Consider the following 25,067-nt stretch of genomic DNA (forward strand, 5'->3'; position numbering starts at 1 on the left):
CCCATCTGTCGGGGGACGATGGGCAGAAACAGGGAAACAACAGATCAGGCGCTAAGCTTAAGCAACTTCAGGCGGTGATAGAGCGTGCGGCGCGGGATGCCTAACTCGTGAATGACGTCATCGATCCGGTTACCGTGCCGGTGCAGGCAGTCGGTGATCAGGCTGCGTTCGATGCGGCGCAGGCGATCTTTCAGCAGTCCGCGGCCTTCCTCCTTTTTCATCTCGCCGCACAGCGGCGGCAAGCCGAGCACGAAGCGTTCAGCGGCGGCTTTAAGCTCGCGAATGTTTCCCGGCCAGCTGTGTAGCAGCAGCGCCTCCTCCAGCGCCCATGAGCGGGGCGGCAGTGCCTGATTGAGCCGCAGCGCCGCATCCTGAGTAAAACGGCTGAACATGGGAATAATCAGTTCCGGGTGATGGCGCAGCGCCGGGGTAGAGAGCTTGATGGTATCGAGACGGAAGAACAGATCGCGCCGGAACCGCCCCTGGGCCACCAGATCCTCAAGCGGTGCCTGGGACGCGGCAATCACCCGCAGGTTAAGCGGAATGCTTTTGGTGCTGCCGAGACGCTCCACCGCGCGACTCTCAAGCACGCGCAGCAGCTTCGCCTGCACAATAAGCGGCATACTGTCGATTTCGTCGAGGAACAGCAGGCCGTTGTTGGCGGTTTCGATATAGCCGGCGCGCGAGGTGCTGGCACCGGTGAAAGCGCCGCTCATCACACCGAACAGTTCGCTCTCGGCGAGGGTTTCCGGGATGGCGGCGCAGTTCACCGGCACCATTGGCCCGGTACAGCCCGACAGCTGATAAAGACGACGGGCGAGGGTGTCTTTTCCGGTGCCGGTTTCGCCCTGGATCAGCACGTCAACCTGCAACGGGGCGATGGTAGTGAGTATCCGATGCAGCGGGGCATGGATATCGGCATAGTGTCCCTGTACGACGTCCTTTTCCGGGCGGCCAGCCATGGCCGTTTGCATAGCGTTATCCTGTTTCTCATCCGCAGCGACGCTGCTACGAATTCGAGTCTCGACAAACCCAACCATAATTTCTCCAGTGGCTTAACGTAAACGCAAAACTCGCAAAACGCGGCGTTCAGGAAAATCCCGTAAGAAGCAATCGTGTGTTTTTTTATGTAAACGCTGACGCAATTCATTACAAATCGGTACGGGCGTACTCTCACTCAAGCGGTCCTCACCCGGCTATCAGTCCAGGATGATTGTTGTGTAGGGCAAGGCTGTCATCCTGTAGGCATTTCCCTACGGGTGGAATTTACATCCTTGAAAAACAGCGGGTTGCGAGGAAGGGAAAAAACCGTGCGGGAGATATGAAAGATTTATTGCATGACTATTAGCACACTTATGACAAATATCCTGGAACTGATGCCGTACCACACCCACTTACCAAACGAGCTGGCGCCTGAAAAGCAGGGATCGGACGTCATTAAGCGTAGCTGAAAGATCGCCCGGAAGTGCCGCGCTGACAGGATGCCGCTTACACCCCTATACGGTTACGTTAACTCTGAGGAGCAGTCCATGAGAATTCCAGGCTTTGGTGGTGGTGCAAATAACCTGAACAAAATCGATCCGCCGCCCGCGAACAATATGGGTAAGATCGACGGTCCGGGCGGTAACAATATGGGCAAGATCGATGGCCCGAACGGCGGCAAAATTGACGGGCCGAACGGCAAACCTGACGCGCCATCGCTCGGCAATGGCAAAAACGGCAGCAGCCCGCTGGGCATGGCCGGTAACGTGCTGAACGTGGCAGGTGGTGTTACGTCACTGCTACCGTTCGCCGGTATCGGTGGCAACAGCGGCGGCGGTAATAGCACCGGCGGCTCGCAGGGCATCGGCGGTGGTAACGGCGGCGGCGGTATTGGGTCCATGCTCACCGGTGCCATGGGCGGTGGTGGTCTGGCGGGTATCGCCAAACAGCTGATGATGATGATGGGTCTGCAGCAGCTGTTTGGCGGCGGCAATCAGCAGCAGGTGCAGCAGCCGAGCCAGCAGAGCCAGGCCCCGCAGTCTTCCGGCAGCAGCAACAGTTCTAACCCGCTGGACCAGCTGATGAAGATGCTTCAGGAGATGATCCGGAAGATGTTCGGCATGTCCGGTAAAGAGGGTGCTGGCAGCAATCCTGCGTCAGGTCAGGGCGGTAACAGCGCTGGCGGCCAGGGCGGTGCTCAGGGTGCAGGCCAGCAGTCCGGTGGACTGGCCGGGATGCTGCAAAACCTGCTGATGATGGTTGGCCTGCAGCAGCTGCTCGGCGGTCTGGGACAGGGTCAGAGCCAGGGTCAGGGCACATCGCAGAATTCAAACCAGCTCTAATACAGCGAGGTTAATGCTATGGCCATCAATGTATCTGGCGGGGGAGGATTCTCCCCCGATTCACTGACCAGCTTCAAACCGCCCGCGACCAGCGTACTGCCACAGTCGCTGGGTGCGCTCGGGCCGGGAAGCGGGATCGCCAGCCTGATCAGCTACGGCGGCAGCAGCGGTACACCGATGCCCGGTGCGCCGGCGATGCCTGGTGCGACGTCCACGCCGGACGCCCAGAGCGGGCTGACGGGCATGCTGATGCTGCTCGGACTGAACGAGCTGGCGCAAATGGGGCAGGCGGGCGGTGCCCAGGGCGACCTGGCGCAGCTGCTTACCATCGACCCGACGCTGGCAGCGGACGCGGGCAGCAGCGCGATGCCGGTACCTGAGAGCGAAAAAGATCTCAGCGTGCCCATCACCGATGACAGTCTGAAGGGCCGCCCGCCGGGAGATAACCGCAGCGCGGACGAGATTATCGACGCCAATCCGGTGCTGAAAAATCTCGGCAATCAGAAGGACATCAAACGCGAAGAGCTGAAGCAGCGTTTTGGTGACTGGACCGATGCTAACCCCGATCCAAAAAGCCGCGCCGATGCCGCTTACAATATGGCATCCGTGCTCAACCACATTAAAGGGCTGAGCGGCCGCGATGGCAGCGATCGCGGTGAAGTGGCAAACAACGGCAAGATCGAAGGCATTACCAAAGACGGCGATGCCCGCCACGGCAGCGAAGCCGGGGTGCTGAAAGATATTGCCGAGCAGGGTCTGAAGATGCTGCCAGATAACGGCAAGCTGCCGCAGACCAACGATACCCACGTGCGCGTTGACGGCACCAATAAAGACAACTTCCAGTGGGGTATGGGCGAGTTCGGTAAAATTCTCTCGAACATTCCCATCCTGAAATCCGTGGCCGCGCCTCTGTTCAATAACATTGGCGAGGCGCGGGATCTGGGCGAGGTCTTTACCGGTGGACTGTCCGGTCTGGCTGAGGGGGCGATGAGCGCCGCCCGTGGTCCGGTCGGCTGGGGTATTACAGCAGTAACCGATACGGTGCAGATTGCCGTGGAGAATGGCGGCAAGGATAAGAAAGATCCCCCTGCGTTCTCCTGATGCGGCTGTGCTCTCTGAAGAAGTCCCTGAACGCGGTCAGGGACTTTTTTTATGGGTGCGATGTATAAAAAAAGCCCCGCAGGGCTTTATCAGACGTTATGCCGGCAGGGTGCCGTTGCCGGATTTAATGATCTCAGCGAACTTCTGCACCTTATCAACATAGGTGGCATCGCCGGTCCCGGTCTTCGAAATGTCGGTCAGATCGTTGATGTTCACGTTGCCCGGCCCGGAGTTATAGGCGCGCAGCGCGGCACCCATATCACCGCCGAAGGCAGTTTTCTGCTCCTTCATATACAGCGCCCCGGCCATGATGCTGTCCCGGGCGTTAGACGGGCTGGCGTTCGGTCCCAGCACATCTGAATTGTTACGTTGCAGCTCGGCGAAGGTGTTCTGGTTTACCTGCATCACGCCAGAGTCCTGCAGCCCGTTGCCGCCGTTCACCGTCACGGCGTCAGCTTTACCGCGCGACTCCTGCCAGATCTGTGCGGCCAGTACCTCCGGCTCTATCCCGGTGTGGTTTGCAGCTTCCATAATGGCTTCCTCATGGTTTTGCAGGGCAGGCGGCAGATGCAGGCCCGACTTGCCTGCCGACAGCGCTTCACCCGTGCCGGTCGGCGTCGTCGAGCCATAGTTCACTGGCGCACCGCCACTCTGCGGGGCTTGTGGCGTTTGCGCCGTTTGCGGCGTCGGTGCTGGCGCTGACGGCGGCGTCTGCGGCGCACTGGCGGATGCCGCTGGCGAAGAGGATGGAGATGGCGAACCGCCCGCGCCGCTGCCGCTGTTCTGCTGGCCGTTCATCATCTGCTGCAGCATCGGCAGTAACGCCTGCATGATCTGGGCGATCAGCTCGGACATAAACTGCGCCATGATGTTGTTCTGATTCTGCCCCATGCCCGCCGTGCCGTTGCCCATCAGCGAGGCGAGATCGGTTCCGCCCGGCTGGTTATTGCCCCAGCTTACGGCCTGCGGACCGCCGCCTGAAAGTGGGGAAAAGTTGTTCTGACCTGATGGCTTACCGCTCAGCGCGCTGATATCGAACGGCAGCTGCGGCTGCACTGGCCCGGAGAGCGGGCCGGATAAAATCTGCATGACAATCCTCCTGAGTTACGAACGTGGCGTCGTGCCTGCGGCATGACGCATCACCGGGTTTATCTTCGGGGACGTCTTTGAGTGGGGAGAATCGCGGGGAGGGTTCCATACCGCAGGCGGCAGGGAGGAATTAAGGCAATTCCCCGGCGCACCGGGGAACCACAGGGGGTCAGAACAGGATGCCGTACAGCAGCGCCGAGACGGTAAGCACCCCACCGGCAATCACCGTGCTCGCCGTGGCACCGCGCAGCGTGCGCAGCTGCGGGCGCGTGTAGATCAGATACGCCGGGATAAGGAACAGGAAGATTGCGATTAACGGCCCGCAGACGGTTTCGATTAACGTGACCACGTTCGGATTGAGGTACACCACGGCAAACGTCAGGGCAAACATAATCAGGTAAGCAAGGCGCTTCGCGCGTTTTTGCCCGCGTTCATCGCTGGCTTTTAACGTCCCGGCCGTCAGCCCGGTAAAGGTCTCCGCTACCGACAGGCAGACCCCTAAGAAGGATTTGGTCATGCCGAGAATGGCGATCAGCGGTGCGATCCAGAACACCAGGTCGGTGCTGCCGCTGCCTTTCATCACGGAAAGCACGTTGAGGTTTTGCGCCTTCGCCATAACGAAGGTTTCACGCGGGATCGCCAGAATACAGCTCAGCACAAAGAAGACGATGCTGAAGAAGATCAGCAGGTAGGCGAGGCGGATCACCAGCACCGCTTTCTTTTCTCCGCCGTTATCGCCTTCACGATACCAGGCCGCCAGCGGCGAGATCATCGGCGTGGAGCAGAATGCAAAGGTGACCAGCGGCAGCGTCAGCCAGAGGTGCTTGATGGTCTCGCCTGGCGAGGCGGTGTTGGTTTCACGCAGCGCCTCGGTGACGTTCGCCAGATGCCAGTCCGGGATCTGCACCAGCGCGATGGCGATAATGGTCAGCGCGAAGGGCAGCGCCAGTACGCTCAGGGTTTTCACTACGCTGTCGCGGCCTTTGCTCAGCACCAGAAACAGCAGGCCGGTGACAACAAATGCCAGCAGCCCGCGGTTAATCTGCGCCAGATGCAGACGCTCCGTGAGCAGATTATCGAGGGAGTTGACCAGCGAAATAGCGAACACCAGCGTAACCGGGAAGTGCGCAATGCAGAAATAGGCCTTAATCGCCTGGCGGCCTTTGGCGCCAAAAAAAGCACCGAACATCGGCAAATTTTGATCGCCGGTGTGTCCGTCGCGCATAAACAGCCGCCCGACCAGCACATGCGGTACCATCGACAGCGGGAAGCCCAGCAGCAGCAGCATTAAAAACACCATCGGGCCGCGAGTGCCAATCTCTACCGGCAGGAACAGCGTGCCGGCACCCACCGTGGCTGCGTAGACCCCCATAATCCAGATCATATCTTTGAGCGACCAACCGGGGGCGGCGGGCATAACGGCGGCGGGAATTTTTTGCGTTGTCATAGTCATACTTTTATTATCGAGTAAATCAGTAGCGGGGTGCTGCTGGAGTAAAAGGAAAAAGTTACGTCGGCTGCTGTTTAATAAAGTCGATAAACGCCCGCAGCGGACCGGGGATAAGACGTCTGTCGTGATAATAGAGCCAGGGGCCACTGAAGCTGAGCCACCAGGGTTCGAGTACCGGTTCGAGCAGCCCCTGTTCGAAGGCCGGATGCAGCCACCCTTCAAACAGATAGACAATGCCGCTGCCCTGCACGGCGCTTTCCACCGCCAGATCCATAGCGCCGCCGATGCTGACCACCAGGGAACCCTCAACCCGCACGCGCAGCGTCTCGCCGTCGCGTTCAAACTCCCACGCCGGGATCACGCCGTTAGCGTAGCGCCCACGAATGCAGCGGTGCTGCATCAGGTCCCGAGGATGGGAAGGGTGACCGTGTTGTTGCAGATAAGCCGGTGACGCGGCGGCGGCAAAGCGCTGAACGCGCGGTCCGATGGGGATCGCCACCATGTCGGGTTCCAGACATTCGTCGTAGCGGATCCCGGCATCGCAGCCCTCGCGAAAGACATCCTGCACGTTGCTCTCGGCGACGATCTCCAGGGTGATATCGGGATAGCGCTGCAAAAATGCCGGCACGATGGCAGTCAGGACCAGGCGGGAGACACTTACCGGTACGTTCAGGCGCAGCGTACCTCCGGGGGTGCTGCGGAACTGATTGACCGCGTCGAGGGCCGCGTCGATCTCACTCATGGCGGGCGTCAGGCGCTCAATCAGCGCGCGTCCTGCTTCGGTCAGGGTCACGGTGCGGGTAGTGCGGTTGAACAGGCGCACGCCGAGCTGCTGCTCCGCGCGACGTACCGCATCGCTCAGACGCGATGGATTGCTCCCGGTAATGCGCGCCGCTTCGCGAAAACCGCCCGCTTTCGCGACCGATACCACCGCGTGCAGCAGGGCGAAATCCAGATTCATTGTCTGCCTGTCCGTACAGTCTGTTGCTATTTATCGGAATAGTTACACAGTGTACCGGGGATTACAATCAAAGGACATACAGGCAGGAGGGTAAACCATGACAAAGATTGCTCAGACGTATCGCCTTGGTTTTACCAGACTGCTTGACCGCATGGAAAATAATGATGTGTTGATTGTCACCAACATGATCGTCTCGGACGTAATGCAATGGACATCAGAAAGACAGTTCAACTGCTGGCAGGTTCTGAAATTTGGGTTCACTGTCTGGCGCCAGGCGGTGTGGACCTCACCAGCCTTACCGGGAAAAGGACCATGCAGGTGATCTCGGCGGTGGCAGAGTTTGAGCGCGATCTGCTCATTGAGCGCACACACTCTGGTATTACACGGGCCTGAGCATCAGGGAAACGCTTTGGACGCCCCTCCGCACTGAATGATGAACAGAAGCAATTAGTCCTGGAACGCCTCATCAGGGGGATGACTGTGGGTGCTGTGGCTCGTGAATTCAGCACTACTCGACAGACTATTCTTAGCGTAAAAGCAGCCGGTTCAGAGAGTTAGAGCGCTGCATCTTACAAAATTTTACTTTTGTGTTCCCTCCCGGAAACGGCGATAAAATGTCCGCCGTTGTATGATAGCCCCGTATATAACCCGATAAACTAAAAGGATTTGATATGTCGAAGCCGGAAAACGGCCCGCAGCTCCCGGTCATCCGTTGGCCGGTACCGAAAAACAACCGGGGTGGGGAGTTCAGTAATCTCGAAGAAATGCTCGCGCATCTGGAGGGCGAGGCAGCCGGGCACTGGCTTATCGGCCGCAATGGTATGTGGCACGGCGGCATTCACATCAGTGATACCACCACCCCATGGTGCGCGCTCAGCGGCCAGGCGATGAATGAGGCGGTTGATTTCCCGGTACCGTTTAAGGGGGAGCAGGCCGTGCGCTGCATGGCGGACGGTGAGGTGGTGGCGTACCGGATTAACCGGGATTACCTCAGCGTGCCGTGGTACTGGGGGGATTTACGCTACTCCGGGTCCTTTGTGCTGGTACGGCACCGTGTTCAGCCGGGGAAAACGGCAGAGAGCGGGCTGACCTTTTACACCCTTTATATGCACCTTGCGCCTTGGCTGGCCTACTCGGAACAGGACAGCACGGCGTTCAAAGTGGCAGACGGCCAGCACCTGAATGCGTATGTGGACGCGTCCCGGCAGTGGGTGGCGGCGGAGCTGCCATCCGGCACACGGGTAACATGGAATAAGGCGGTCAGCGCCGATTTCATGACCGGGAATAACGGGCGGCAGTATGCGCACGTCACGCTGGCCGAGCCTGTTGCGAGCAGCATGAGCCTGAAAGCCGGGGACCGGGTTTGGACTGTATGCGACAAAGGGAATCTGGTTCCGGCCCGAGACAGCACCACCCGTCCGGCGTGGTGGTCGCCGTTCCTGCCGCCGTCACGTGAGACAGTGCTGTTTGATACGGTGGTATGTCCTACGCCCTATCCGATTAAGGCCGGGGACCCGGTGGGCCATCTGGGATGGTTTCAGGTTCCCACTGAAGACGGACATGAAAAGCGCTATCAGGTGCATATCGAATGTCTGACCACAGACGACTTGCCGCGTTTCCTGAATAACCCGGAAGGTACGGGCCGCGACACGCCCGCCTTTGCCCGCTGTCCGAAGGGTATACCGGTATACCTGAAAGTCACCGGCGGTGAAATACAGAAGGGGCTGATAACCACGACGAGCGAAACAGTGATGGCGCTGTCCGGGCAGGCGATGACGGACAGCGAGGGGAAACGCTACTGGCCAGGCGGTTCTTCGAGCGGGCTGCTGGCGGAGTCGGATGTGCAACTGCTGTCCCGGTTTGACTTGGGTGGTCGCGGGTTTGAGGCAATAGAAGACAGCCCGGCAAGCTTTGACCATCTCGACGGGAAGACGCAGCCGAAAGGGCTGGTGAAGACGATTTTTGAGCGTTTCTTCAGCGTGGCGGACAATGACGGGCAGCCCTACAGTAAGGGGGTGGCGTTCAACTACCGGCAATTGTTGAACCAGATTGACGACGCGAAATCCCCCCGTTATAACCCTGAACAGTACCGGCGGGCGGTGCAGAACCCTGCAATGCGCGATCATTTGCACCGGCTGTGTGTGAAGCATCCTTGTGAGTGGTACTACTCTTCGGAATCACCGGTGTGGAAAGCGTTCTTTACGTCGCAGAAGAAGAAGGAGGAGCCGGAATGGTACGCCTACAGCGAGAAGTTCCTGATTGACCTGCGCTGGATGCACCGTGTGCCGGGCATGGTGGAAAATCAATGGCATATGCACCCGCTCGTTTTTCTCGATGCTATTCACGTATGTAAGTCCAAATCTAATCGACCTAAAAGTGTTCAAGATTTTATTGATATGGCTTTACCTTCAGCAAAAGCTACATCAGATAAATGGAGGGTTCCTGTTTCTGTTTTACTAGCTCAATCAGCGCTTGAATCTGGCTGGGGTCAGAAAGTAAAAAATAACGCTTATTTTGGTATTAAAGGGAAGCCATCATCTGGAAATAGCGCATCGTTTGGAACTACAGAATATGAAAATGGTCGCTATGTTTCAAAAGTGCAAACCTTTAGGGCATATAACGGTTATTCTGAATCTGCTGACGATTACGGTCGTTTTTTGGCTGAAAATAGACGATATAGGCCAGCATTTGAGTATGTAACACAGCCAGAAAAATTTGTGCATCAAGTGGCTACTGCTGGTTATGCTACGGATCCAACATATGAGTCAAAATTAATAAAAATTATGCGGAGCTATGATTTCTATGAATATGATTAAAAGTATTTTATTTTTGTTTTTATTTTCCTTTTCGTCATCGTTGTTAGCTTTGATGGATTTAAGTTCTATTGCCGGAAAATTATATGAAAAGCTTAGAGAGGATAAATTAACAACATTACAGCAAGAGTGTTTATCTTTTGAATATGATAATGAGGATGCTGACTCAGTATTTTTCTCTGCAAGAGATAACCATGCAAATAAAGCTTGTGGTGGTGATGAAAATGTATCTGTGAAATTATTTTATATGAAATACGAGAAGAAAACGGGATTTATTTATGTTGAAGATGAGTTGAATCCAGGTGCTTATCAAAGATTAAAATAGATGCATTTCAAGAAATGATCCTCTTGAGATCATTCATGGATCGTCGTTTTTGGAACCTCGTGATGTCTGCTGATCTTGAGCGGAGTGCTTCGCAGTATCGACACCCTGACGGCGCAGGGTATTGCTTACGTGCCGTTTTTCCCGTTAGGCGGATTTACACCGCTGCAGTCCGACCGCTTAAATGACGTGGCACGCACGCTGAACGCGACGCCAATGCAGGTGGCGCTGGCATGGCTGCTGCAACGTTCACCCAATATTTTGTTAATACCGGGCACCTCATCCCCGGCGCATCTGAAAGAAAACCTGGCGGCGAGTGAGCTGGTATTAACAGAAGATGTCATCGACGTGCTGAATAATATCGGGGCGTGAGAGCAGGGCCGCGGAGTGCGGCCCTAGCGTGATATCGAACCCCAGCGGCTTCTGAGATAATTCACTGCGTCCTGCGTCTGCGGTCGGTTGAGATGATCTTCCCGGAACAGGATAGTGCCGTTGATGCCGGGCAGGGATTCGTTCAAATCGAGCTGCTTTTTCAGCTCCGGTACGCCGCCCTGAACCGTCCAGTCAGGCTCTTTTTTCGAGGCTTCGCCCACTTTGTACAGCGCCACGCCAATATAGAGGCGGGTATTGTTGGGTTTCACCACGTCAGCCCACCATTTCGCCAGCACATCATAGCGGGCGGCGGTGCGGGAGAAGGGCCAGTAGATCTGCGGTGCGATGTAATCCAGCAGGCCTTGCTGCACCCAGCGCCGGGTGTCGGCAAAGGCTTCGTCATAGGCCGCGGCACCAGAGGTATCGGAGCCCGCCGGATCGTGGGAGCGATTGCGCCATACGCCCGCCGGGCTGACGCCAAATTCCACGTCAGGATTAAGCTGTTTAACCGTGCGCGAAACCTGTTCAATCAGCAGCTGCGTATTATGCCGCCGCCAGTCGGCTTTTGAGGCGAAGCCATGTCCAAAAGTGCTGAAGGTGTGGCTGTCATTGAGCATTGATCCGGGCGTTTCGGTATAGAAATAGTCATCAAACTGCACGCCGTCCACGGGATAGCGCGCTACCACTTCAGCGACAATGCTGGTGATCCAGTCGCGCACCTCAGGGATACCGGGGTCGAGAACGTAGCGGTCGCTGGCGGTACGGACCCAGTCGCGGTGCAGCACAAAGACGCTGGCGGGATGCTGCGTCACGGTGCGGTTGAGCGCGGCAACCGTATCCGGCCTGGTGTTAACCGATACGCGATACGGGTTAAACCAGGCATGAACCCGTATGCCACGTTTATGCGCTTCATCGAGCATAAACTGCAGCGGGTCGTAACCAGGATCTTCGCCAATATGACCGGTCAGCATATCTGACCACGGCAGTATTTTTGAAGGCCACAGCGCAGTACCGTCGGGCTTCACCTGGAAAAACACCGTGTTGATGCCGAGGCTTTTTAATTTATCCAACTTATCAATGAGCGCTTTTTGCTGCTGGCTGATACGCGCAGCGCGACCGGCGTTAACCGAGGAGATCGGTGGCCAGTCGAGACGCGACACCGTCGCCAGCCAGACACCGCGCATGGTTTCAGAATGCTGAAGTTTTCCCGGCAGCGGTTGTTTCGTGACCGGCGGAAGCGGGGTGACCAGAGAGCGCGGCGGGCTGGATGAGCAACTGGCAAGTAACATCGCGCAGGCAATCAGCGCGCCCAGGCGGTTAAGGTGTTGCATCATCCGTGTCATTAACGTCAGCTCTTTTTATGCCGGCTGGCAGCCCAGGGATCGGCAACGAGGGTGTCACGCGTAGCCGGAACAGCAGCATCCAGGGAATCCAGATACAGCGCTTCAACTTCAGCGCGCGCCCAGGGCGTCCGGCGTAAAAACTTCAGGCTTGATTTAACGCTGGGGTCGTTTTTGAAACAGTTGATGTTGATGAGCTTACTCAGTTGCTCCCAGCCGTAGCGGGCAACCAGCGCATTGACCTGCATTTCAAGCGTAACGCCGTGGAGTGGATCGGTAGAATGGGCCGCCATGTTGTTCCGTTTATATGGTTGTGCTTTGTAGCGTGCATGAAGGTTACTCGAAAGCGGTGAAACCGGCAAATTGACGGGACAGGATTTTGATTCCGCACGGGAACAAGAATATGGCGTGCGATGAATATGAATGTATAACTGACGTGCCGTGGGATGGCTATAAATGGAAATGGATAACGTCGGTGCGCATAATGTATATTATGTTAAATAAGATATCAGAGCGACGAACCGGATACACTCATTCGCCACTCACTGGCTTCCTGATTCATCCCCTGCTCTTTTGTAAAGCATAAAGCCTCGATAGACAGGGCTTCGTATCATCATGTGCACACTTTACGCGGCGTCATGATGGTGAATTAACGCATGGTTAATTCACCGTCCACGGAGATTGCCTGACCGGGTTACCCCCAACTGCTGCCCGCACTGTTGCTAATTATTGAGACGCTGCGCTATGAGCCTGAGGCGATCTGAGGTAATGCTTCCTGGGTGTCTGATGCCGTCAGCGTATGAATCAACGCCTGGCACGCCGCCGACAGTCCTTTGTGCGGCGCGTAAATCACGGAAAAAGGCCGTGTGCGGCCTCGGGTGTGACGTAGCACCTCCACCAGTAACCCCTGGCGGATAAACGATCGGGCGATAAAGTCATAGGTCTGGCAGATCCCCGCGCCGCTGGCGGCGAGCGAAATCACCCCCAGAATGTCATCGGAAACGCGCAGCGTTCCCGTTGGCGTCCATACAGTATCCACCCCGTTCTCCTTCAGACTCCAGGTCGCAACGCGCCCGGTACTTGGCATAATAAACGGCAGACACGCATGCTGCGCCAGCGCCTCCACGGTCTGGGGTTCCCCGGCCCGGGCAAGGTAGCCAGGCGATGCCAGCAGGCACAGCGGCGCGTCTTCGAGTTTACGCGCAACGAGGCGGCTGTCCGGCAGATGACCAAGACGAATCGCCAGGTCATAGCCTTCGGCGACCAGATCAACGTTGCGGTTGGTGATATTCAGCTCCACATTCACGCCCGGGTACGTCACGGCGAAGCGCTGGAGTACCTCCGGTAAGCGGTAGTGACCGTACGTAGTAGGGGCGCTCAGCCTGACGTTACCGACGACCTCAATTCCCCTTACCTGTATCGCCCGCTCGGCGCGGTCAAACAGCGCAAAAGCGAGACTGGCCTCATTCAGATAGTGCCGTCCGGCGTCCGTCAGGCTCAGTTGACGGGTGGTACGGCGCACAAGCTGCACCCCAAGGCGGGTCTCCAGTCGCGTCAATGCCCGGCTCAATACCGATGCGGTCGTCCCCAGCGTCACTGCCGCCGCGGTGATCGAGCCTCTCTCAATAACCGTGACGAAGATTTCGACATCGCTGATATGGGAAAAACGGCGGCTCATTCTGTCTCCTGAAGAACAAATGATTGTCTCTGGCGATAGTTTATCGACTTTATTGACAACGATACAGTGCGCTTATCCCGCAGGCATTGGCCTGTGCGTTGACTCACACTCAGGAGCACACTGTGAACATTATTCGATCTCTGGCGCTCGCCGCCACGTTAGGTTTGGTTGCTGCCCAGGCTCAGGCCGCCAGTGTACTGGTGGTTTTGTCCGATGCTGACCGGCTCGACCTGAAAGACGGTAAGGTTTTTCACACCGGTTTTTACCTTAACGAGCTAATGCAGCCGGTCAAACGACTGCTGGATGCCGGCCATGATGTGACCTTTGCTACACCGAACGGCCTGGCACCGACGCTGGATATGTCGTCGGACGACAACGTCTATTTTAACAATGATGAGGCCGCTCACCTTGCTCATAAAGCGCTGCTGGACAAGCTACAGCTGACGTCACGCACGCACTCCCCGGTGATCAGCCTGAAGCGCGCCGCGCAGATCGGCTACCAGCACTTCGATGCCCTGTATATTCCCGGCGGCCATGCGCCGATGCAGGATCTGCTTACCAGTCGCGAGGTGGGCCAGGCACTGAAGGCCTTCCACTCCAGCAATAAACCTACCGCACTGGTGTGCCACGGGCCAATCGCCCTGCTCTCCACGCTACCGGATGCGGAAGGCTTTACCCAGCAGCTGGCCACGAGCGGTCGCGCTGCACCCCAGCCAGGCTGGATCTACGAGGGTTACCGCATGACGGTGATCAGCAATGCTGAAGAAAACCAGGCGAAAACGTTACTCAACGGCGGCGTCATGAAGTTCTGGCCCCAGACCGCGCTGCAACAAGCCGGTGGGAAATACAGCAGCAATCGCGTCACCTTCACCCCGCACGTGGTCACCGATCGTGAGCTGATTACCGGCCAGAATCCGGCGTCCGCGATGGGCGTTGCCGATGAACTTCTGAAACGTCTGCACTAACACATAACGAGGCACAATATGGATCTGCAACTTAACAACAAAACGGCAATTGTGACGGCAGCCACTGCCGGGATTGGCCTGGCGATAGCGCGCACGCTGGCAAAAGAAGGCGTCGAGGTCACGATCACCGGGCGGGACGCGGTGAAACTGGATGAGGCAATCAACGCTATCCGCGAGCAGGCACCCGATGCCAGAGTGCATGGCGTGCTGGCCGATGTGAGCCGCGTCGAGGGCGTGGCGCAGCTGATCGCTCAGCGGCCGCATACCGATATTCTGGTGAACAATCTCGGATTCTATGAAGCGAAGCCCTTTGTGGAGATCAGCGACGAGGCGTGGTTGACGATGCTGGACGTCAATGTGATGTCGGGTGTACGCCTGTCGCGCCACTACTTCCCGGCGATGCTGACGCGCAACTGGGGACGCGTGATCTTTATCTCCAGCGAAGTGGGCGCGTTTACCCCGCCGGATATGGTGCATTACGGCGTCAGTAAATCGGCGCAGCTGGCGGTGTCGCGCGGTATGGCCGAGCTGACCAAAGGCACTGGCGTAACGGTAAACAGCGTTCTGCCCTCGGCAACGCGCTCCGAGGGGATTATGGACTATCTGCGCCAGACCGCGCCACGACCGGGCATGGACGACAGCGACATCGAGGCGCATTTTTTCCAAAGCTATCGCCCCAGCTCGCTACTGGCGCGCATGATCGATGCCGATGAGATTGCCGCTATGGTGGCTCTACTCGCCAGCCCGCTCGGGGCCGCGTCGAACGGAGCCGCCGTGCGGGTTGAAGGCGGTACCTTCCGCTCCATTCTGTAGTCCTTACGTCCCCGCCATATAACTGCCGGGGGCGTTTCACGCCGTTTCGTTAACGCTTATGAATTCAATTCATAAATAGTCAGGCTATACTGCCAGCTTCTCGCTCCCTGGCAGAGGCTCCTCATGCTCAAAGAAAACGTCAACGATTTGATTGCCTTTCTGGTTGTGGCTCAGGAACGCAGCTTCACCCGAGCCGCAGCGCGCCTCGGCGTTTCGCAGTCGGCGCTCAGCCACGCCATGCGCAGCCTGGAAGAGCGGATGGGGATCCGGTTGCTGACCCGCACCACCCGCAGCGTGTCGCCGACCGCTGCCGGGGAACGGCTGGTTGAGCGTCTCGGGCCGCACTTCAGCGAAATTGAAACCGAGCTGAACCTGATGCGTGAAATGCGCGACGTGCCGGCGGGGAATATTCGTATCACCGCCGGGGATCACGCCGTTGATTATCTGCTGTGGCCCGCGCTGCAACCCTTTCTACAGGCGTGGCCGGATATTCACGTTGAGGTGACGGTGGATAATGCGCTGACGGATATCGTGACCGGGCGCTTCGACGCCGGCATCCGGCTGGGTGAACAGGTGGCAAAAGATATGATTGCGGTGCCGGTCAGCCCGCCGATGCGGATGATTGTGGTCGGGTCGCCAGACTATTTTTCACGTCATCCGGTGCCGCAAGCGCCAGCGGATCTCCAGCAGCACAAGTGCATCAATATGCGCCTCCCTACCCTCGGCGGTCTGTATGCCTGGGAATTTTCACAAAAAGGAAAAGCGATCCGCGTGCGGGGGGAAGGGCAACTGACGATCAATCCGCTGCGTCACCGTATCAGTGCGGCAAAGGCGGGCATCGGACTGATTTTCGTCCCGGAAGATACGGTGGCCGCAGACATTGCTGCCGGAACACTGATCCAGGTGCTGGACGACTGGTGCGAGCCGTTTCCTGGCTATTACCTCTACTACCCCAGCCGCCGCCAGCACACCACCGCCTTCTCATTGTTTGTCGATGCGCTGCGCTATCGCGGGAACTAATTACCCGAATACTGCGCGTCGGTCACCTTTTCCATCCACTCGACCGGGCTGCCATTGACCGATTCGGCGATAGCGATGTGCGTCATGGCAGTACCAGGTGCCGCGCCGTGCCAGTGTTTAACCCCGTCCGGGATCCAGACGATATCGCCCGGCTTGATTTCGCGCAGAGGTTTACCCCACTCCTGCACCAGCCCTTTGCCCTGGGTCACAATCAGCGTCTGGCCAAGCGGATGCGTATGCCAGGCGGTACGCGCCCCCGGCTCAAAGGTCACCGTCGCCCCGCCGGTGCGGGCGGGCGTCTCTGCCTGGAACGACGCATCGATGCGTACCTGACCGGTAAACCACTGTTCCGGCCCTTTCACCGAGTTTTGTGAGCCAGCAGCACTAATTTTTACCTTTTCTTCTTCTGCGCTGAGCGCAGCAGCGGGAGTTAATACCGACAGCATGGCGGTCATTGTGGCGATCAGTTTCATGTGTACTCCTCCGGAATAATGAACCAGCTTCAAGGCTAGCCCTCTCCCTGCGGCCTGAGTAGCCCCGTTAATCCGCATGCCGCTATGAGCGGGCTTCATAAATCCACTGGCCCGGCCCGCAAAATATGTTATAACATCACAAAAAACATTTACTGATAATGATGAGACGCAGATGAAAACGACACTCCTTGCCGGGCTGGTTGGTATCGCCCTCGCCCCGGCTGCCTTTGCTCACGGCCTCTGGCTTAACGTTCCGCCAGTCACGGACGGTGCGACGCTGAATATTGAACTGGGTTATGGCGAAAACTTCCCGCACGGCGAACCGATCCCGGCGAAACGTCAGCACATTTTTGCGCCAATTGAGCTGCTGGGCGATGCGGAGCGCCGGTACAGCTTCCCGATCGCCAGTGAAGCCTACCAGTTCACCGCATCAGAGGTGCCGGCGGGAAGCTGGCTGGCAATCGCCACCTATAAGCCGACCCGCTGGTCGGTGAAAGAGGAAAACGGAAAAAATCGCTGGCAGCAGGCAGGCAAACAACAGTGGCCAGAGGCGTTTTGTATGGAAAACACCATGTACGCTAAAACAGTCAGTTTTGTTGGCGCGCCGGGTAAAAACGCGGCGATCACGCGCCCCACCAGCGTGCGTCTGGAGTTTGTGCCAGAGGTCGATCCGTCCACGCTAAAAACCGGCGATACGCTGAATGTGAAACTGCTGGCGAACGGGCAACCGTTGAAAAACCATCAGGTCGGTATCGCCTATAACGACCCGTCTGCCCCGGTTAAAAAATCAGCCGGGCATGCTCATCATCACGATCATGGCGATACCAGTAAGTTCGCCCATCCGTCACTGGCACACACCTATGCCTATGAGGCTGCGTCGATGAAAGATGTGACCGATGCCAACGGCGTGCTGGCCCTGCCGATCCTGAATAAGGGCCAGTGGGTGCTGATGACCGCCCACGATACGCCGTATGAAGATAAAGCGGCCTGCGACCTCCATGTAGATGAAACCACCTTCGGCTTTACCATTACCCGCTGATTACTGGCCGGGGGCGACCCCGGTTAACCGCACATAATCGATATTCCCGCCGCTTGTCGCGTTTGCTACGCTTTCCGGACACATTTTTCTGAAAGGCAACATGATGAACGAGCACATTGCACCCGTCCCCCTGGATAAGGCGTATCGCCTGGTCAATCACGGTCCGACCGTGCTGGTTTCCGCGCGCCACAACGGCGTGGATAACGTAATGGCCGCCGCCTGGGCCTGCGGGCTGGACTTCTCACCGCCAAAAGTGACGGTGGTGATCGACAAAATCGCCGCCACGCGCGCGCTGATTGAGCAGAGCGGTTATTTTGCGTTGCAGATCCCGACCGTGAACCAGGCTGCGCTGACCACGCAGCTGGGCACCACGACGCTGATGAGCGACCCGGACAAGCTGGCGCACTCAGGCGTGGAGCTGTTTGAAATGGACGGGCACGCCCTGCCGCTGGTCGCGGGCTGTACGGCGTGGCTGGTGTGCCGGCTGATCCCGGAACCGCATAACCAGCAGACCTACGATCTGTTTATTGGCGAGGTGATCGGCGCCTGGGCCGATTCGCGGGCGTTTCGCGACGGCCACTGGCAGTTTGAATCCGCCGACCCGGCGTTACGCAGCATTCACCACGTGGCCGGCGGACACTACTATGCCATCGGCGACGCGCTCAATACCCGGTCATAAACTCAGGCAAAGCGGTTGAGCTTGTGCAGGTTTACTGACGAAATACCGTGCTGGGGATGGGTCAGCCCCAGCAAAAATTCCTTCTCCAGTACTTCCGCCAGCCGTTCCGGGGTTAGATCCTCTTCACGAATCGTGACACCGTCACTTCCGTAATGGGTAAAGTGGAAGTTATTCAGCGTTACCTTCCCCCCTTCAGGAAGATGGCGCGACAGCAGAATATGGTGACGGAAGTGGGAATCCGGCCAGTGGGCGATAAAGTGGTTCGCCATCAGGAAATCAGCGGCGTACTGATCCTCCGTATCAAACCGGTAGAGCGGCTGCCACTCCCCGCCCTGGAACAGGGTCAGGATAAAATCATCGTGATCGGCCTCAAGGCGATAGATACCGGCGTGCGTCACCACTTCTGCGCCAGCGACAAAACGCATCGGCTGGGTCAGCGTCTGGCTGCCGAAGCCTACGTCCACCAGCCACTCCTCGCCGTGAACCGTCACGCATAGCAGCCGATGGGTACGCGGCGGCACCTGGTTGGGCTGAGCAATCAGCACCCTGGCGGCCAGACTGCGTACGTTAAAGCGCAGCTCCCGTAACACCCGCTCCAGCAAGCCGTTCTGTTCGAAGCAGTAGCCACCGCGCCGGGCAGTCACCAGCTTCTCAAACAGTGCGCCGTCATCGAGGTGGATCTCGCGATCCAGCAGCACATCAAGGTTTTCGAATGCGATACTCGCAATATGGTGAGCCTGCAGTGCCGCGAGGGTTTCCACGTCGGTCTGCGGCGTACCGTCGTAGCCAATACGGGCAAAGTACTCTTCAAGCGAAAAAGCCATCCCCACTCCTTTCCGGGTTAATGAGTGGCGCAAAACGCCGGTGAAGATGCCAGGTGTGAGCGCCTGGCGCGCGGAATTACATGTCGTAGCCGGGTTTTTTAATCAGCGTTTCGATCTGCGGCGCGATTTCGGTATCCCATACACGCGTTTTCCAGGCCTCAGGGTCCACTTCATTCAGTGCGACCGATACCGAACTCTCTTTACTGCCCAGGTGGCGCACAATAGCGGCGGTAATATCGTCTGCCAGCGCCTGTTTTACTTCATCGCTCAGCTGGCGCGGGAAACACTGAATATCAATATGTGGCATAGCGAACTCCTTGTTGAATAAACCAGTTAGCCCGGCACCCCGTCACAGGATCCGGTTAGCGCGCAGCACGGTTTGCAGCTCGGGTAACGCGCATACCGCATCGGCGATGGCGTTAAGTTTTGGGGTGTGCTGCGCAAACCAGGCGGCGTGAGGTGTCCAGCGGCGCATTACCGGAAGATAACAGTCCAGCAGCGAGATGTCCTGCCCAAACATCCAGGGCGTAGCCTCAACCTGCTGTTCGAGCCAGCGATACAGCGTTTCGCGATAGCGTCCGGTACTCTCCCGCAGCTGGGCCGGAGCGCCAGGCGCCCAGCGTTCCGGGTAGTCGGCATAGGTGAAGGTGGGATAGACATTCGCCACCATCCATACCAGCAGACGCAGAAAGCGGTTACGTTCTGGCGTACCGGGGGCCGGAGCCAGCTCCGGATGATCATCAAGCAGCATCAGCGCCACCGCGGCGCTCTCCGTCATCACCGTACCGTTTTCCAGCACCAGCGTCGGTACCTGACACAGCGGATTCAGCTTCTCAAGCTGCTCGCGCGCCGGGCCGGGTTTGTCGTAACCATCAACGTTAATAAAGCTGTACCGCACCCCGGCCAGGGTCAGCATCAGTTCGCTGATGGTCGAGCCGTACCCCGGCACACCGTAGATCTGGATCATCCGTCGTCTCCTTTGTTACTCCTTAAGTGTAGAGCACCCGACGCCAGGCGTCAGAGATTGCAACCAGGCGCGGGCCTGAGACGGGCTTCGCAGATGCACAAACGCAATGTGGGAGTACGCCGGATTCGCCATGTCCGCCAGATAACGCGCACGGTTACTGCGCCAGGTTTTCAGGGTCCACCAGATAATGGATTCGCGGCTAAAGAACGACTGGCGGAAACTTTCCCGGTTGCCGGTGCCGGGCCACAGCTCCTGCTGTGTGACGGCGCGCTGAATCGCCCGCTTCACCGCCTGATAAAGGGTGCGGGTAAAGCCGTAATCGAGCCAGACGAGCGTGTCCACCTCACGCCATTTCACCGGACGGCTGCGGTTATAGTTGCCATCCAGCACCCAGCCGTCGGGGCATGCCGCCAGCGCGGCGGCTATTTTTTCAAAAAAGCGGGCATCCGGCGTGCCCTGCCAGTGGGGTTGCCAGTAAAGGGTATCCAGTTCGATATACGGCACATTGAGGCGGGCAGCGAGCTGGCGTGCGAACGTGCTCTTGCCGCTTCCGCTGGTCCCGACAACGTTAATTTTCATCCCTGTCTCCACTCACTGGCCCGGACTGGCGTGCAGGATTTCCCAGGCCGCCTTCACCCGCGCATCGTTGGGGAACCACTTGTTCGCCAGCAGGATCAGCGCGGTTTGCTGGGATGGGATAAACACTGCATAGGTGGAGAAGCCGTTGGTGGAGCCGGTTTTGTTATACCAGGCCGCAGCCGGGGCCTGAGGAGTAGCAACAGCCCTGGCGGGTACGCCCTTCATCAGCCGCGCGCTGTCGTTCCCGGCCAGCAGGGTTTTCTCGTCTACCGGCAGCGGGTAGTACTCCCACATTAATGCCTGGGTAAATTCGCCGGCCTGTACATAGCCGACATGGGTGTTATCCACCGCCTTGCGCCACGCACCGTCTTTGAGATGCTGGCCCATGTTGATCTCCAGATAGCGGATGAGGTCGGCGCTGGAGGACTTCAGACCGTAAGACTCGGCATCCAGCGGCCCCGGCGTCACGCGCACCGGCTGGTTAGTTTTGTTATAGCCCTGAGCGTAATCCTGCATCGCCTGCGGCGGTACGTTTACATAGCTGTGACGTAGTCCCAGCGCCGGCAGCATCTGTTGTTCAATCGCCGCGGTAAACGACGTGTCCAGCGCATGGCCGGTAATCATTCCCAGCATACCGATCCCGAGATTCGAGTAGACGCGGGTGCTGCCCGGCGTGGCGGGAGGCTGCCAGGCTTTATACCAGGCCATCAGCGCCGGGGTATCGGTGACCGCATCCGGGACAAACAGCGGCGTACCGGCGGTGTGGGTTGCGAGGTTGAGCAGCGTCACCTGGTCAAAGGCACTGCCTTTCAGCTCTGGCAGGTAGCGGCGTGCCGGATCGGCAAAATGGAGTTTACCTGCACCCTGCGCATAGCTTGCCAGCGTCGCAGTAAAGGTTTTACTCAGGGAGCCGATCTCGAACAGCGTTTGCTCGCTTACCGGCTGACGGCTCTCCTTTGACGCGACCCCATAGTTACAGAATTGAGGCTTCCCGTTGACCGAGATCGCCACCGCTATTCCAGGCACCTGCCACTGCGCCATTAAAGGTTCGATTACCTTATCGATTGCTGCGCCGCACGGGGTCTGCGCGCTGACGTCCAGCGTATAAAACATCAGGCTTAATGCGGTTAACACGCTCTTTTTCATTAGTATTTCCTTATTAGTAAGCACGAAAGACTGCCATACAGGCCGCGCACTGGCGACTTCTGTTGAGATAACCGCGAGCCAGCTCACTCCCGGAAAGCTTATGCTTTGCGCACGCATATTTTTGCAGGTAGGATGCTGCGCCATGTTGTGCTTCATCGTAAAGCGCAACGCACAAAAAACGTGCACACCCCGCCCGATTCCGGACAGCGTAGCAAACGTTTGGTTACGGCGGTTGAGCCAGCGGCTCGCAGATAATAAGACAGGATCACAGGAAAACAGATGAAAACCACAAAAAACAACGCGGCGGAGCAGCGTGCTGCCAGACGCCGCTGGCTGAACTCCCACGAGGAGGGATACCACAAGGCGATGGGCAACCGTCAGGTACAGATGATCGCCATTGGCGGCGCGATTGGTACCGGCCTGTTTCTCGGCGCCGGTGCGCGCCTGCAGATGGCCGGCCCTTCCCTGGCGCTGGTCTATGCGGTATGCGGTATCTTCTCCTTCTTCATCCTGCGTGCGCTGGGTGAGCTGGTACTGCACCGCCCTTCCAGCGGCAGCTTCGTCTCCTACGCCCGCGAGTTCCTCGGCGAGAAAGCCGCCTACGTCGCCGGCTGGATGTACTTCGTTAACTGGGCGATGACCGGCATTGTTGATATCACCGCGGTGGCGCTGTACATGCACTACTGGGGCGCGTTTGGCGATGTGCCGCAGTGGGTGTTCGCCCTCGGCGCGCTGGCGATTGTCGGCACCATGAACATGATCGGCGTGAAATGGTTCGCCGAAATGGAGTTCTGGTTTGCGCTGATCAAGGTGCTGGCCATCGTGCTGTTCCTCGTGGTGGGTACCATATTCCTCGGTACCGGCAAGCCGCTCGACGGCAACGCCACCGGTTTTCATCTGATCACCGACAACGGCGGTTTCTTCCCGCACGGGCTGCTGGCTGCTCTGGTGCTGGTGCAGGGCGTGGTCTTCGCCTTCGCTTCCATCGAACTGGTGGGCACCGCGGCAGGAGAGTGTAAAGATCCGCAGACCATGGTGCCGAAAGCCATCAACAGCGTGATCTGGCGTATCGGCCTGTTCTACGTCGGTTCGGTGGTGCTGCTGGTGCTGCTGCTGCCGTGGAACGCCTACCAGGCGGGTCAGAGTCCGTTCGTCACCTTCTTCTCGAAGCTGGGCGTGCCGTACATCGGCGACATCATGAACATGGTGGTCCTGACTGCCGCGCTCTCCAGCCTCAACTCCGGTCTTTACTCCACCGGCCGCATCCTGCGCTCCATGTCGATGGGCGGTTCCGCGCCGAAATTCATGTCGAAGATGAGCAAACAGCAGGTGCCGTGGGCGGGTATCGCCGCCACCCTCTGCGTCTACGTGCTGGGCGTGTTCCTGAACTATCTGGTGCCGTCTCAGGTGTTTGAGATCGTGCTCAACGTCGCGTCCGTCGGCATCATCGCCTCCTGGGGCTTTATCGTGGTGTGCCAGATGCGCCTGCGCAAAGCCATTAAGGAAGGCAAAGCCGAAGACGTGCCGTTCAAACTGCCGGGCGCGCCTTACACCTCCTGGCTGACGCTGCTGTTCCTGCTGAGCGTGCTGGTCCTGATGGCGTTCGACTATCCGAACGGCACCTTTACCATCGTCTCGATTCCGGTGCTGGCCGTTGTGCTGACCCTCGGCTGGTTCGGCGTGCGTAAGCGCGTATACGAGATCCACAGCGCCGCCCCGGCGGAGCACCACGCTGACGACCAGGCGCCCGCCTCCTCGCCGCTGGCGGATGACCATGCGCGCTGATGCTGCGCTGTAGCCAAAAAAATGCCGGGCGTGCCCGGCATTGTTGTTTCTGAAGCCCGTGAATCAGAGCGCGATACGGATAATGTCGTCCGGGCTGGTTGCAGGTTTATCACGGCTGGAGGCCTGCTTCACGCTGACGTACAGGGTTTTCCCGTCGGCGGAGAGCGCCAGGCTGTTCGGGTGTACCGGCGTTTTGATGGTTTTGGTCACCTTATTGGTTTTCGCATCAATAATGCTGACCTCGCCCGCCTGACGGTGCGTCACATACACTTCATTGCGCACCGGGTTAAACAGCACGGCCAGCGATGCCGGAGCATCGATCTGCGCGGTGACGTCGCCCTTTTTCAGATCGACAACCAGCACTTTCGGCTGTTTCGAATCGGTGATGTACGCACGCTGGTTCGCGCTGTCCAGGCTGATGTTGATAAAGAAGTGCTCTTTACCATCGTCCAGTAGTTTCTTACGGCTGATGATGCTGTTGGTAGCGGTATCGATGATCACCAGCTCGCCGTCCGCGTTTGAGGTATACAGACGCTTGTTGGCAGCATCCAGCGCCAGGGCGGTGCTGCGCGCACCGGTATTGGTGATGGTGGTTTTCAGCGTCATGTTGTTGCCGTCTACTGCCCAGATCACGCTCTCTTTGCCGACGCCGGTGATGTACACCGTGTTCGTCGCTTCATCCACCGCCAGCTGACGCGGCTGGAATGGCTTCACGGTTTCGCTGCGCTGACGCGCATCCAGGACCACGCGCCCTTTCACATCGCTGGTCTTCGCATCAATCGCGGTCACCGACCCGTTTACGCTGTTGCCAAACCACAGGGTGTTGGTTTTGGTATTGATGGCGGCACCAAACGGTTTGATGTCGTTATGAATGCGTTGGGTCACATCCAGGGTGGTGGGATCGAGACGGTAGACCACACCGCCTTTATCCAGCGCGCGGCTCTGCGAGGTGGCGACAAACAGCGCGTTTTCGCTCTGGCTGTAAGCCATTTCATAGGCACCAACCCCGACCGGCTTGCGCAGCATCTCCTCCGCCGCCTGGCTGGAGAAGGACGTGGCGAGCAGCAGCGCGCTCATCAGCGCGGTATGGCGCAGGCGCGGGATGGACAGATGACGAAAATTCATAACTACTCCCTTTGTAACGAAACTGGATCTTCTGCATCACATTGAAACCGGTGGGTTTGCAGGTCGTTGCCCGCCCCTTGATTTTATGGATGAGAATAGTAATCATTATTCGCTGAAAAAGGGAGGATTTTACTCCGCGCACGTTCACAAAATTTTCCACTACACTTCATCTGTTAACCTAACGTGCGCTTAATGTTTTCAT

The 25,067-nt window shown here is 57.9% G+C and carries 24 protein-coding genes and 2 pseudogenes; 12 read left to right on the forward strand and 14 right to left on the reverse strand.

Annotation, left to right across the window (positions count from 1 at the left end; genetic code table 11):
- Positions 1–44: 44 nt before the first annotated feature.
- The gene (locus KFZ77_RS09465; RefSeq protein ID WP_169738114.1) at positions 45–974 is read right to left on the reverse strand and encodes a sigma 54-interacting transcriptional regulator; all 930 of its coding nucleotides are present in this window, start codon (positions 972–974) and stop codon (positions 45–47) included.
- Positions 975–1,529: 555 nt separating this feature from the next.
- Here KFZ77_RS09465 and KFZ77_RS09470 point away from each other — a divergent pair.
- Both KFZ77_RS09470 and KFZ77_RS09475 read left to right on the forward strand, forming a co-directional pair.
- Positions 1,530–2,324: a hypothetical protein gene (locus KFZ77_RS09470; RefSeq protein ID WP_264386113.1), complete on the forward strand. Its 795-nt coding sequence runs from the start codon at positions 1,530–1,532 to the stop codon at positions 2,322–2,324.
- Between the two features lie 18 nt (positions 2,325–2,342).
- Positions 2,343–3,425: a hypothetical protein gene (locus tag KFZ77_RS09475; protein WP_264386114.1), complete on the forward strand. Its 1,083-nt coding sequence runs from the start codon at positions 2,343–2,345 to the stop codon at positions 3,423–3,425.
- Positions 3,426–3,521: 96 nt separating this feature from the next.
- Here the strand turns inward: KFZ77_RS09475 and KFZ77_RS09480 are convergent, their stop codons facing one another.
- The 3 genes from KFZ77_RS09480 to KFZ77_RS09490 all read right to left on the reverse strand — a co-directional run bounded on the left by KFZ77_RS09480 (position 3,522) and on the right by KFZ77_RS09490 (position 6,925).
- Entirely contained in the window at positions 3,522–4,514 is a 993-nt protein-coding gene (locus tag KFZ77_RS09480; protein ID WP_264386115.1) for a lytic transglycosylase domain-containing protein, read from the reverse strand.
- 169 nt (positions 4,515–4,683) lie between these two features.
- Positions 4,684–5,961, reverse strand: coding sequence for an amino acid permease (locus tag KFZ77_RS09485; RefSeq protein WP_406678803.1), 1,278 nt, complete (start codon positions 5,959–5,961; stop codon positions 4,684–4,686).
- Positions 5,962–6,022: 61 nt separating this feature from the next.
- A complete protein-coding gene (locus KFZ77_RS09490; RefSeq protein WP_264386116.1) occupies positions 6,023–6,925 on the reverse strand; it encodes a LysR substrate-binding domain-containing protein in 903 nt (300 codons plus the stop codon).
- Between the two features lie 118 nt (positions 6,926–7,043).
- Here KFZ77_RS09490 and KFZ77_RS09495 point away from each other — a divergent pair.
- The 4 genes and pseudogenes from KFZ77_RS09495 to KFZ77_RS09510 all read left to right on the forward strand — a co-directional run.
- Positions 7,044–7,483, forward strand: a pseudogene (locus KFZ77_RS09495) (recombinase family protein); the annotation flags it as partial.
- Positions 7,484–7,596: 113 nt separating this feature from the next.
- Positions 7,597–9,741, forward strand: coding sequence for a glycoside hydrolase family 73 protein (locus KFZ77_RS09500; RefSeq protein WP_264386117.1), 2,145 nt, complete (start codon positions 7,597–7,599; stop codon positions 9,739–9,741).
- A complete protein-coding gene (locus KFZ77_RS09505; protein WP_152548340.1) occupies positions 9,728–10,063 on the forward strand; it encodes a hypothetical protein in 336 nt (111 codons plus the stop codon). Before KFZ77_RS09500 ends, KFZ77_RS09505 begins: the two co-directional genes overlap by 14 nt.
- Positions 10,064–10,159: 96 nt before the next feature.
- Positions 10,160–10,432, forward strand: a pseudogene (locus KFZ77_RS09510) (aldo/keto reductase); the annotation flags it as partial.
- A 23-nt stretch (positions 10,433–10,455) separates the two neighbouring features.
- Here KFZ77_RS09510 and KFZ77_RS09515 read toward each other — a convergent pair.
- From KFZ77_RS09515 to KFZ77_RS09525, 3 genes are all read right to left on the reverse strand, one after another.
- Positions 10,456–11,766: a glycoside hydrolase family 10 protein gene (locus KFZ77_RS09515; RefSeq protein ID WP_031519443.1), complete on the reverse strand. Its 1,311-nt coding sequence runs from the start codon at positions 11,764–11,766 to the stop codon at positions 10,456–10,458.
- Between the two features lie 14 nt (positions 11,767–11,780).
- Positions 11,781–12,065, reverse strand: a complete 285-nt coding sequence (locus KFZ77_RS09520) for a VF530 family protein (protein WP_264386118.1) — start codon at positions 12,063–12,065, stop codon at positions 11,781–11,783.
- A gap of 449 nt (positions 12,066–12,514) precedes the next feature.
- Positions 12,515–13,450: a LysR family transcriptional regulator gene (locus KFZ77_RS09525; protein WP_051640452.1), complete on the reverse strand. Its 936-nt coding sequence runs from the start codon at positions 13,448–13,450 to the stop codon at positions 12,515–12,517.
- A 122-nt stretch (positions 13,451–13,572) separates the two neighbouring features.
- On the opposite strand from KFZ77_RS09525, the gene KFZ77_RS09530 reads away from it, so the two are divergent.
- The 3 genes from KFZ77_RS09530 to KFZ77_RS09540 all read left to right on the forward strand — a co-directional run bounded on the left by KFZ77_RS09530 (position 13,573) and on the right by KFZ77_RS09540 (position 16,248).
- On the forward strand, positions 13,573–14,415 hold the full coding sequence (locus KFZ77_RS09530; RefSeq protein ID WP_031519438.1) for a type 1 glutamine amidotransferase domain-containing protein: 843 nt from the start codon (positions 13,573–13,575) through the stop codon (positions 14,413–14,415).
- An 18-nt stretch (positions 14,416–14,433) separates the two neighbouring features.
- A complete protein-coding gene (locus KFZ77_RS09535; RefSeq protein ID WP_031519435.1) occupies positions 14,434–15,228 on the forward strand; it encodes an SDR family NAD(P)-dependent oxidoreductase in 795 nt (264 codons plus the stop codon).
- Between the two features lie 123 nt (positions 15,229–15,351).
- Entirely contained in the window at positions 15,352–16,248 is an 897-nt protein-coding gene (locus tag KFZ77_RS09540) for a LysR family transcriptional regulator (RefSeq protein WP_031519433.1), read from the forward strand.
- On the opposite strand, the gene KFZ77_RS09545 is transcribed toward KFZ77_RS09540, so the two are convergent.
- Positions 16,245–16,721 carry a (R)-mandelonitrile lyase gene (locus tag KFZ77_RS09545; protein ID WP_031519431.1) on the reverse strand — a complete coding sequence of 159 codons (477 nt, stop codon included), beginning with the start codon at positions 16,719–16,721 and terminating at the stop codon, positions 16,245–16,247. The two genes, KFZ77_RS09540 and KFZ77_RS09545, sit on opposite strands and share 4 nt — an antisense overlap.
- A gap of 172 nt (positions 16,722–16,893) precedes the next feature.
- On the opposite strand from KFZ77_RS09545, the gene KFZ77_RS09550 reads away from it, so the two are divergent.
- Both KFZ77_RS09550 and KFZ77_RS09555 read left to right on the forward strand, forming a co-directional pair.
- Entirely contained in the window at positions 16,894–17,760 is an 867-nt protein-coding gene (locus tag KFZ77_RS09550; RefSeq protein ID WP_264386119.1) for a DUF4198 domain-containing protein, read from the forward strand.
- 103 nt (positions 17,761–17,863) lie between these two features.
- Positions 17,864–18,439, forward strand: coding sequence for a flavin reductase family protein (locus tag KFZ77_RS09555; RefSeq protein ID WP_031519428.1), 576 nt, complete (start codon positions 17,864–17,866; stop codon positions 18,437–18,439).
- A gap of 2 nt (positions 18,440–18,441) precedes the next feature.
- Here the strand turns inward: KFZ77_RS09555 and KFZ77_RS09560 are convergent, their stop codons facing one another.
- The 5 genes from KFZ77_RS09560 to ampC form a co-directional block, all read right to left on the reverse strand.
- Entirely contained in the window at positions 18,442–19,263 is an 822-nt protein-coding gene (locus KFZ77_RS09560; protein ID WP_031519426.1) for an arylamine N-acetyltransferase family protein, read from the reverse strand.
- Positions 19,264–19,339: 76 nt separating this feature from the next.
- Entirely contained in the window at positions 19,340–19,570 is a 231-nt protein-coding gene (gene pptA, locus KFZ77_RS09565) for a tautomerase PptA (protein WP_031519424.1), read from the reverse strand.
- Positions 19,571–19,612: 42 nt separating this feature from the next.
- Positions 19,613–20,230, reverse strand: a complete 618-nt coding sequence (locus KFZ77_RS09570) for a glutathione S-transferase family protein (RefSeq protein ID WP_031519422.1) — start codon at positions 20,228–20,230, stop codon at positions 19,613–19,615.
- A gap of 15 nt (positions 20,231–20,245) precedes the next feature.
- On the reverse strand, positions 20,246–20,809 hold the full coding sequence (locus KFZ77_RS09575) for a P-loop NTPase family protein (protein WP_051640451.1): 564 nt from the start codon (positions 20,807–20,809) through the stop codon (positions 20,246–20,248).
- Positions 20,810–20,821: 12 nt separating this feature from the next.
- Positions 20,822–21,955, reverse strand: a complete 1,134-nt coding sequence (ampC, locus tag KFZ77_RS09580; RefSeq protein ID WP_406678804.1) for a class C beta-lactamase — start codon at positions 21,953–21,955, stop codon at positions 20,822–20,824.
- A gap of 279 nt (positions 21,956–22,234) precedes the next feature.
- Here ampC and ansP point away from each other — a divergent pair, with 279 nt between their 5' ends.
- Complete coding sequence (gene ansP, locus KFZ77_RS09585) at positions 22,235–23,740, forward strand: L-asparagine permease (protein ID WP_264386120.1); 1,506 nt, start codon at positions 22,235–22,237, stop codon at positions 23,738–23,740.
- Positions 23,741–23,803: 63 nt separating this feature from the next.
- On the opposite strand, the gene yncE is transcribed toward ansP, so the two are convergent.
- Positions 23,804–24,865 (reverse strand): 7-bladed beta-propeller protein YncE, encoded by a 1,062-nt coding sequence (yncE, locus tag KFZ77_RS09590; protein WP_264386121.1) that lies wholly within the window; start codon positions 24,863–24,865, stop codon positions 23,804–23,806.
- Between the last annotated feature and the right edge of the window lie 202 nt (positions 24,866–25,067).

This window comes from Siccibacter colletis, assembly GCF_025914095.1.
Classification (GTDB): domain Bacteria; phylum Pseudomonadota; class Gammaproteobacteria; order Enterobacterales; family Enterobacteriaceae; genus Siccibacter; species Siccibacter colletis.

Excerpts from the sequence above, each read along its gene's own strand:
- KFZ77_RS09560 (WP_031519426.1), bottom strand. The coding sequence starts at position 19,263 with ATGGCTTTTTCGCTTGAAGAGTACTTTGCCCGTATTGGCTACGACGGT.
- KFZ77_RS09535 (WP_031519435.1), top strand. The coding sequence starts at position 14,434 with ATGGATCTGCAACTTAACAACAAAACGGCAATTGTGACGGCAGCCACT.
- KFZ77_RS09490 (WP_264386116.1), bottom strand. The coding sequence starts at position 6,925 with ATGAATCTGGATTTCGCCCTGCTGCACGCGGTGGTATCGGTCGCGAAA.
- KFZ77_RS09540 (WP_031519433.1), top strand. The coding sequence starts at position 15,352 with ATGCTCAAAGAAAACGTCAACGATTTGATTGCCTTTCTGGTTGTGGCT.
- KFZ77_RS09480 (WP_264386115.1), bottom strand. The coding sequence starts at position 4,514 with ATGCAGATTTTATCCGGCCCGCTCTCCGGGCCAGTGCAGCCGCAGCTG.
- KFZ77_RS09465 (WP_169738114.1), bottom strand. The coding sequence starts at position 974 with ATGCAAACGGCCATGGCTGGCCGCCCGGAAAAGGACGTCGTACAGGGA.
- KFZ77_RS09470 (WP_264386113.1), top strand. The coding sequence starts at position 1,530 with ATGAGAATTCCAGGCTTTGGTGGTGGTGCAAATAACCTGAACAAAATC.
- KFZ77_RS09515 (WP_031519443.1), bottom strand. The coding sequence starts at position 11,766 with ATGATGCAACACCTTAACCGCCTGGGCGCGCTGATTGCCTGCGCGATG.
- KFZ77_RS09550 (WP_264386119.1), top strand. The coding sequence starts at position 16,894 with ATGAAAACGACACTCCTTGCCGGGCTGGTTGGTATCGCCCTCGCCCCG.
- pptA (WP_031519424.1), bottom strand. The coding sequence starts at position 19,570 with ATGCCACATATTGATATTCAGTGTTTCCCGCGCCAGCTGAGCGATGAA.
- KFZ77_RS09555 (WP_031519428.1), top strand. The coding sequence starts at position 17,864 with ATGAACGAGCACATTGCACCCGTCCCCCTGGATAAGGCGTATCGCCTG.
- KFZ77_RS09500 (WP_264386117.1), top strand. The coding sequence starts at position 7,597 with ATGTCGAAGCCGGAAAACGGCCCGCAGCTCCCGGTCATCCGTTGGCCG.
- KFZ77_RS09475 (WP_264386114.1), top strand. The coding sequence starts at position 2,343 with ATGGCCATCAATGTATCTGGCGGGGGAGGATTCTCCCCCGATTCACTG.
- KFZ77_RS09505 (WP_152548340.1), top strand. The coding sequence starts at position 9,728 with ATGAATATGATTAAAAGTATTTTATTTTTGTTTTTATTTTCCTTTTCG.
- KFZ77_RS09570 (WP_031519422.1), bottom strand. The coding sequence starts at position 20,230 with ATGATCCAGATCTACGGTGTGCCGGGGTACGGCTCGACCATCAGCGAA.
- KFZ77_RS09545 (WP_031519431.1), bottom strand. The coding sequence starts at position 16,721 with ATGAAACTGATCGCCACAATGACCGCCATGCTGTCGGTATTAACTCCC.
- yncE (WP_264386121.1), bottom strand. The coding sequence starts at position 24,865 with ATGAATTTTCGTCATCTGTCCATCCCGCGCCTGCGCCATACCGCGCTG.
- ampC (WP_406678804.1), bottom strand. The coding sequence starts at position 21,955 with ATGAAAAAGAGCGTGTTAACCGCATTAAGCCTGATGTTTTATACGCTG.
- ansP (WP_264386120.1), top strand. The coding sequence starts at position 22,235 with ATGAAAACCACAAAAAACAACGCGGCGGAGCAGCGTGCTGCCAGACGC.
- KFZ77_RS09575 (WP_051640451.1), bottom strand. The coding sequence starts at position 20,809 with ATGAAAATTAACGTTGTCGGGACCAGCGGAAGCGGCAAGAGCACGTTC.
- KFZ77_RS09485 (WP_406678803.1), bottom strand. The coding sequence starts at position 5,961 with ATGACAACGCAAAAAATTCCCGCCGCCGTTATGCCCGCCGCCCCCGGT.
- KFZ77_RS09520 (WP_264386118.1), bottom strand. The coding sequence starts at position 12,065 with ATGGCGGCCCATTCTACCGATCCACTCCACGGCGTTACGCTTGAAATG.
- KFZ77_RS09525 (WP_051640452.1), bottom strand. The coding sequence starts at position 13,450 with ATGAGCCGCCGTTTTTCCCATATCAGCGATGTCGAAATCTTCGTCACG.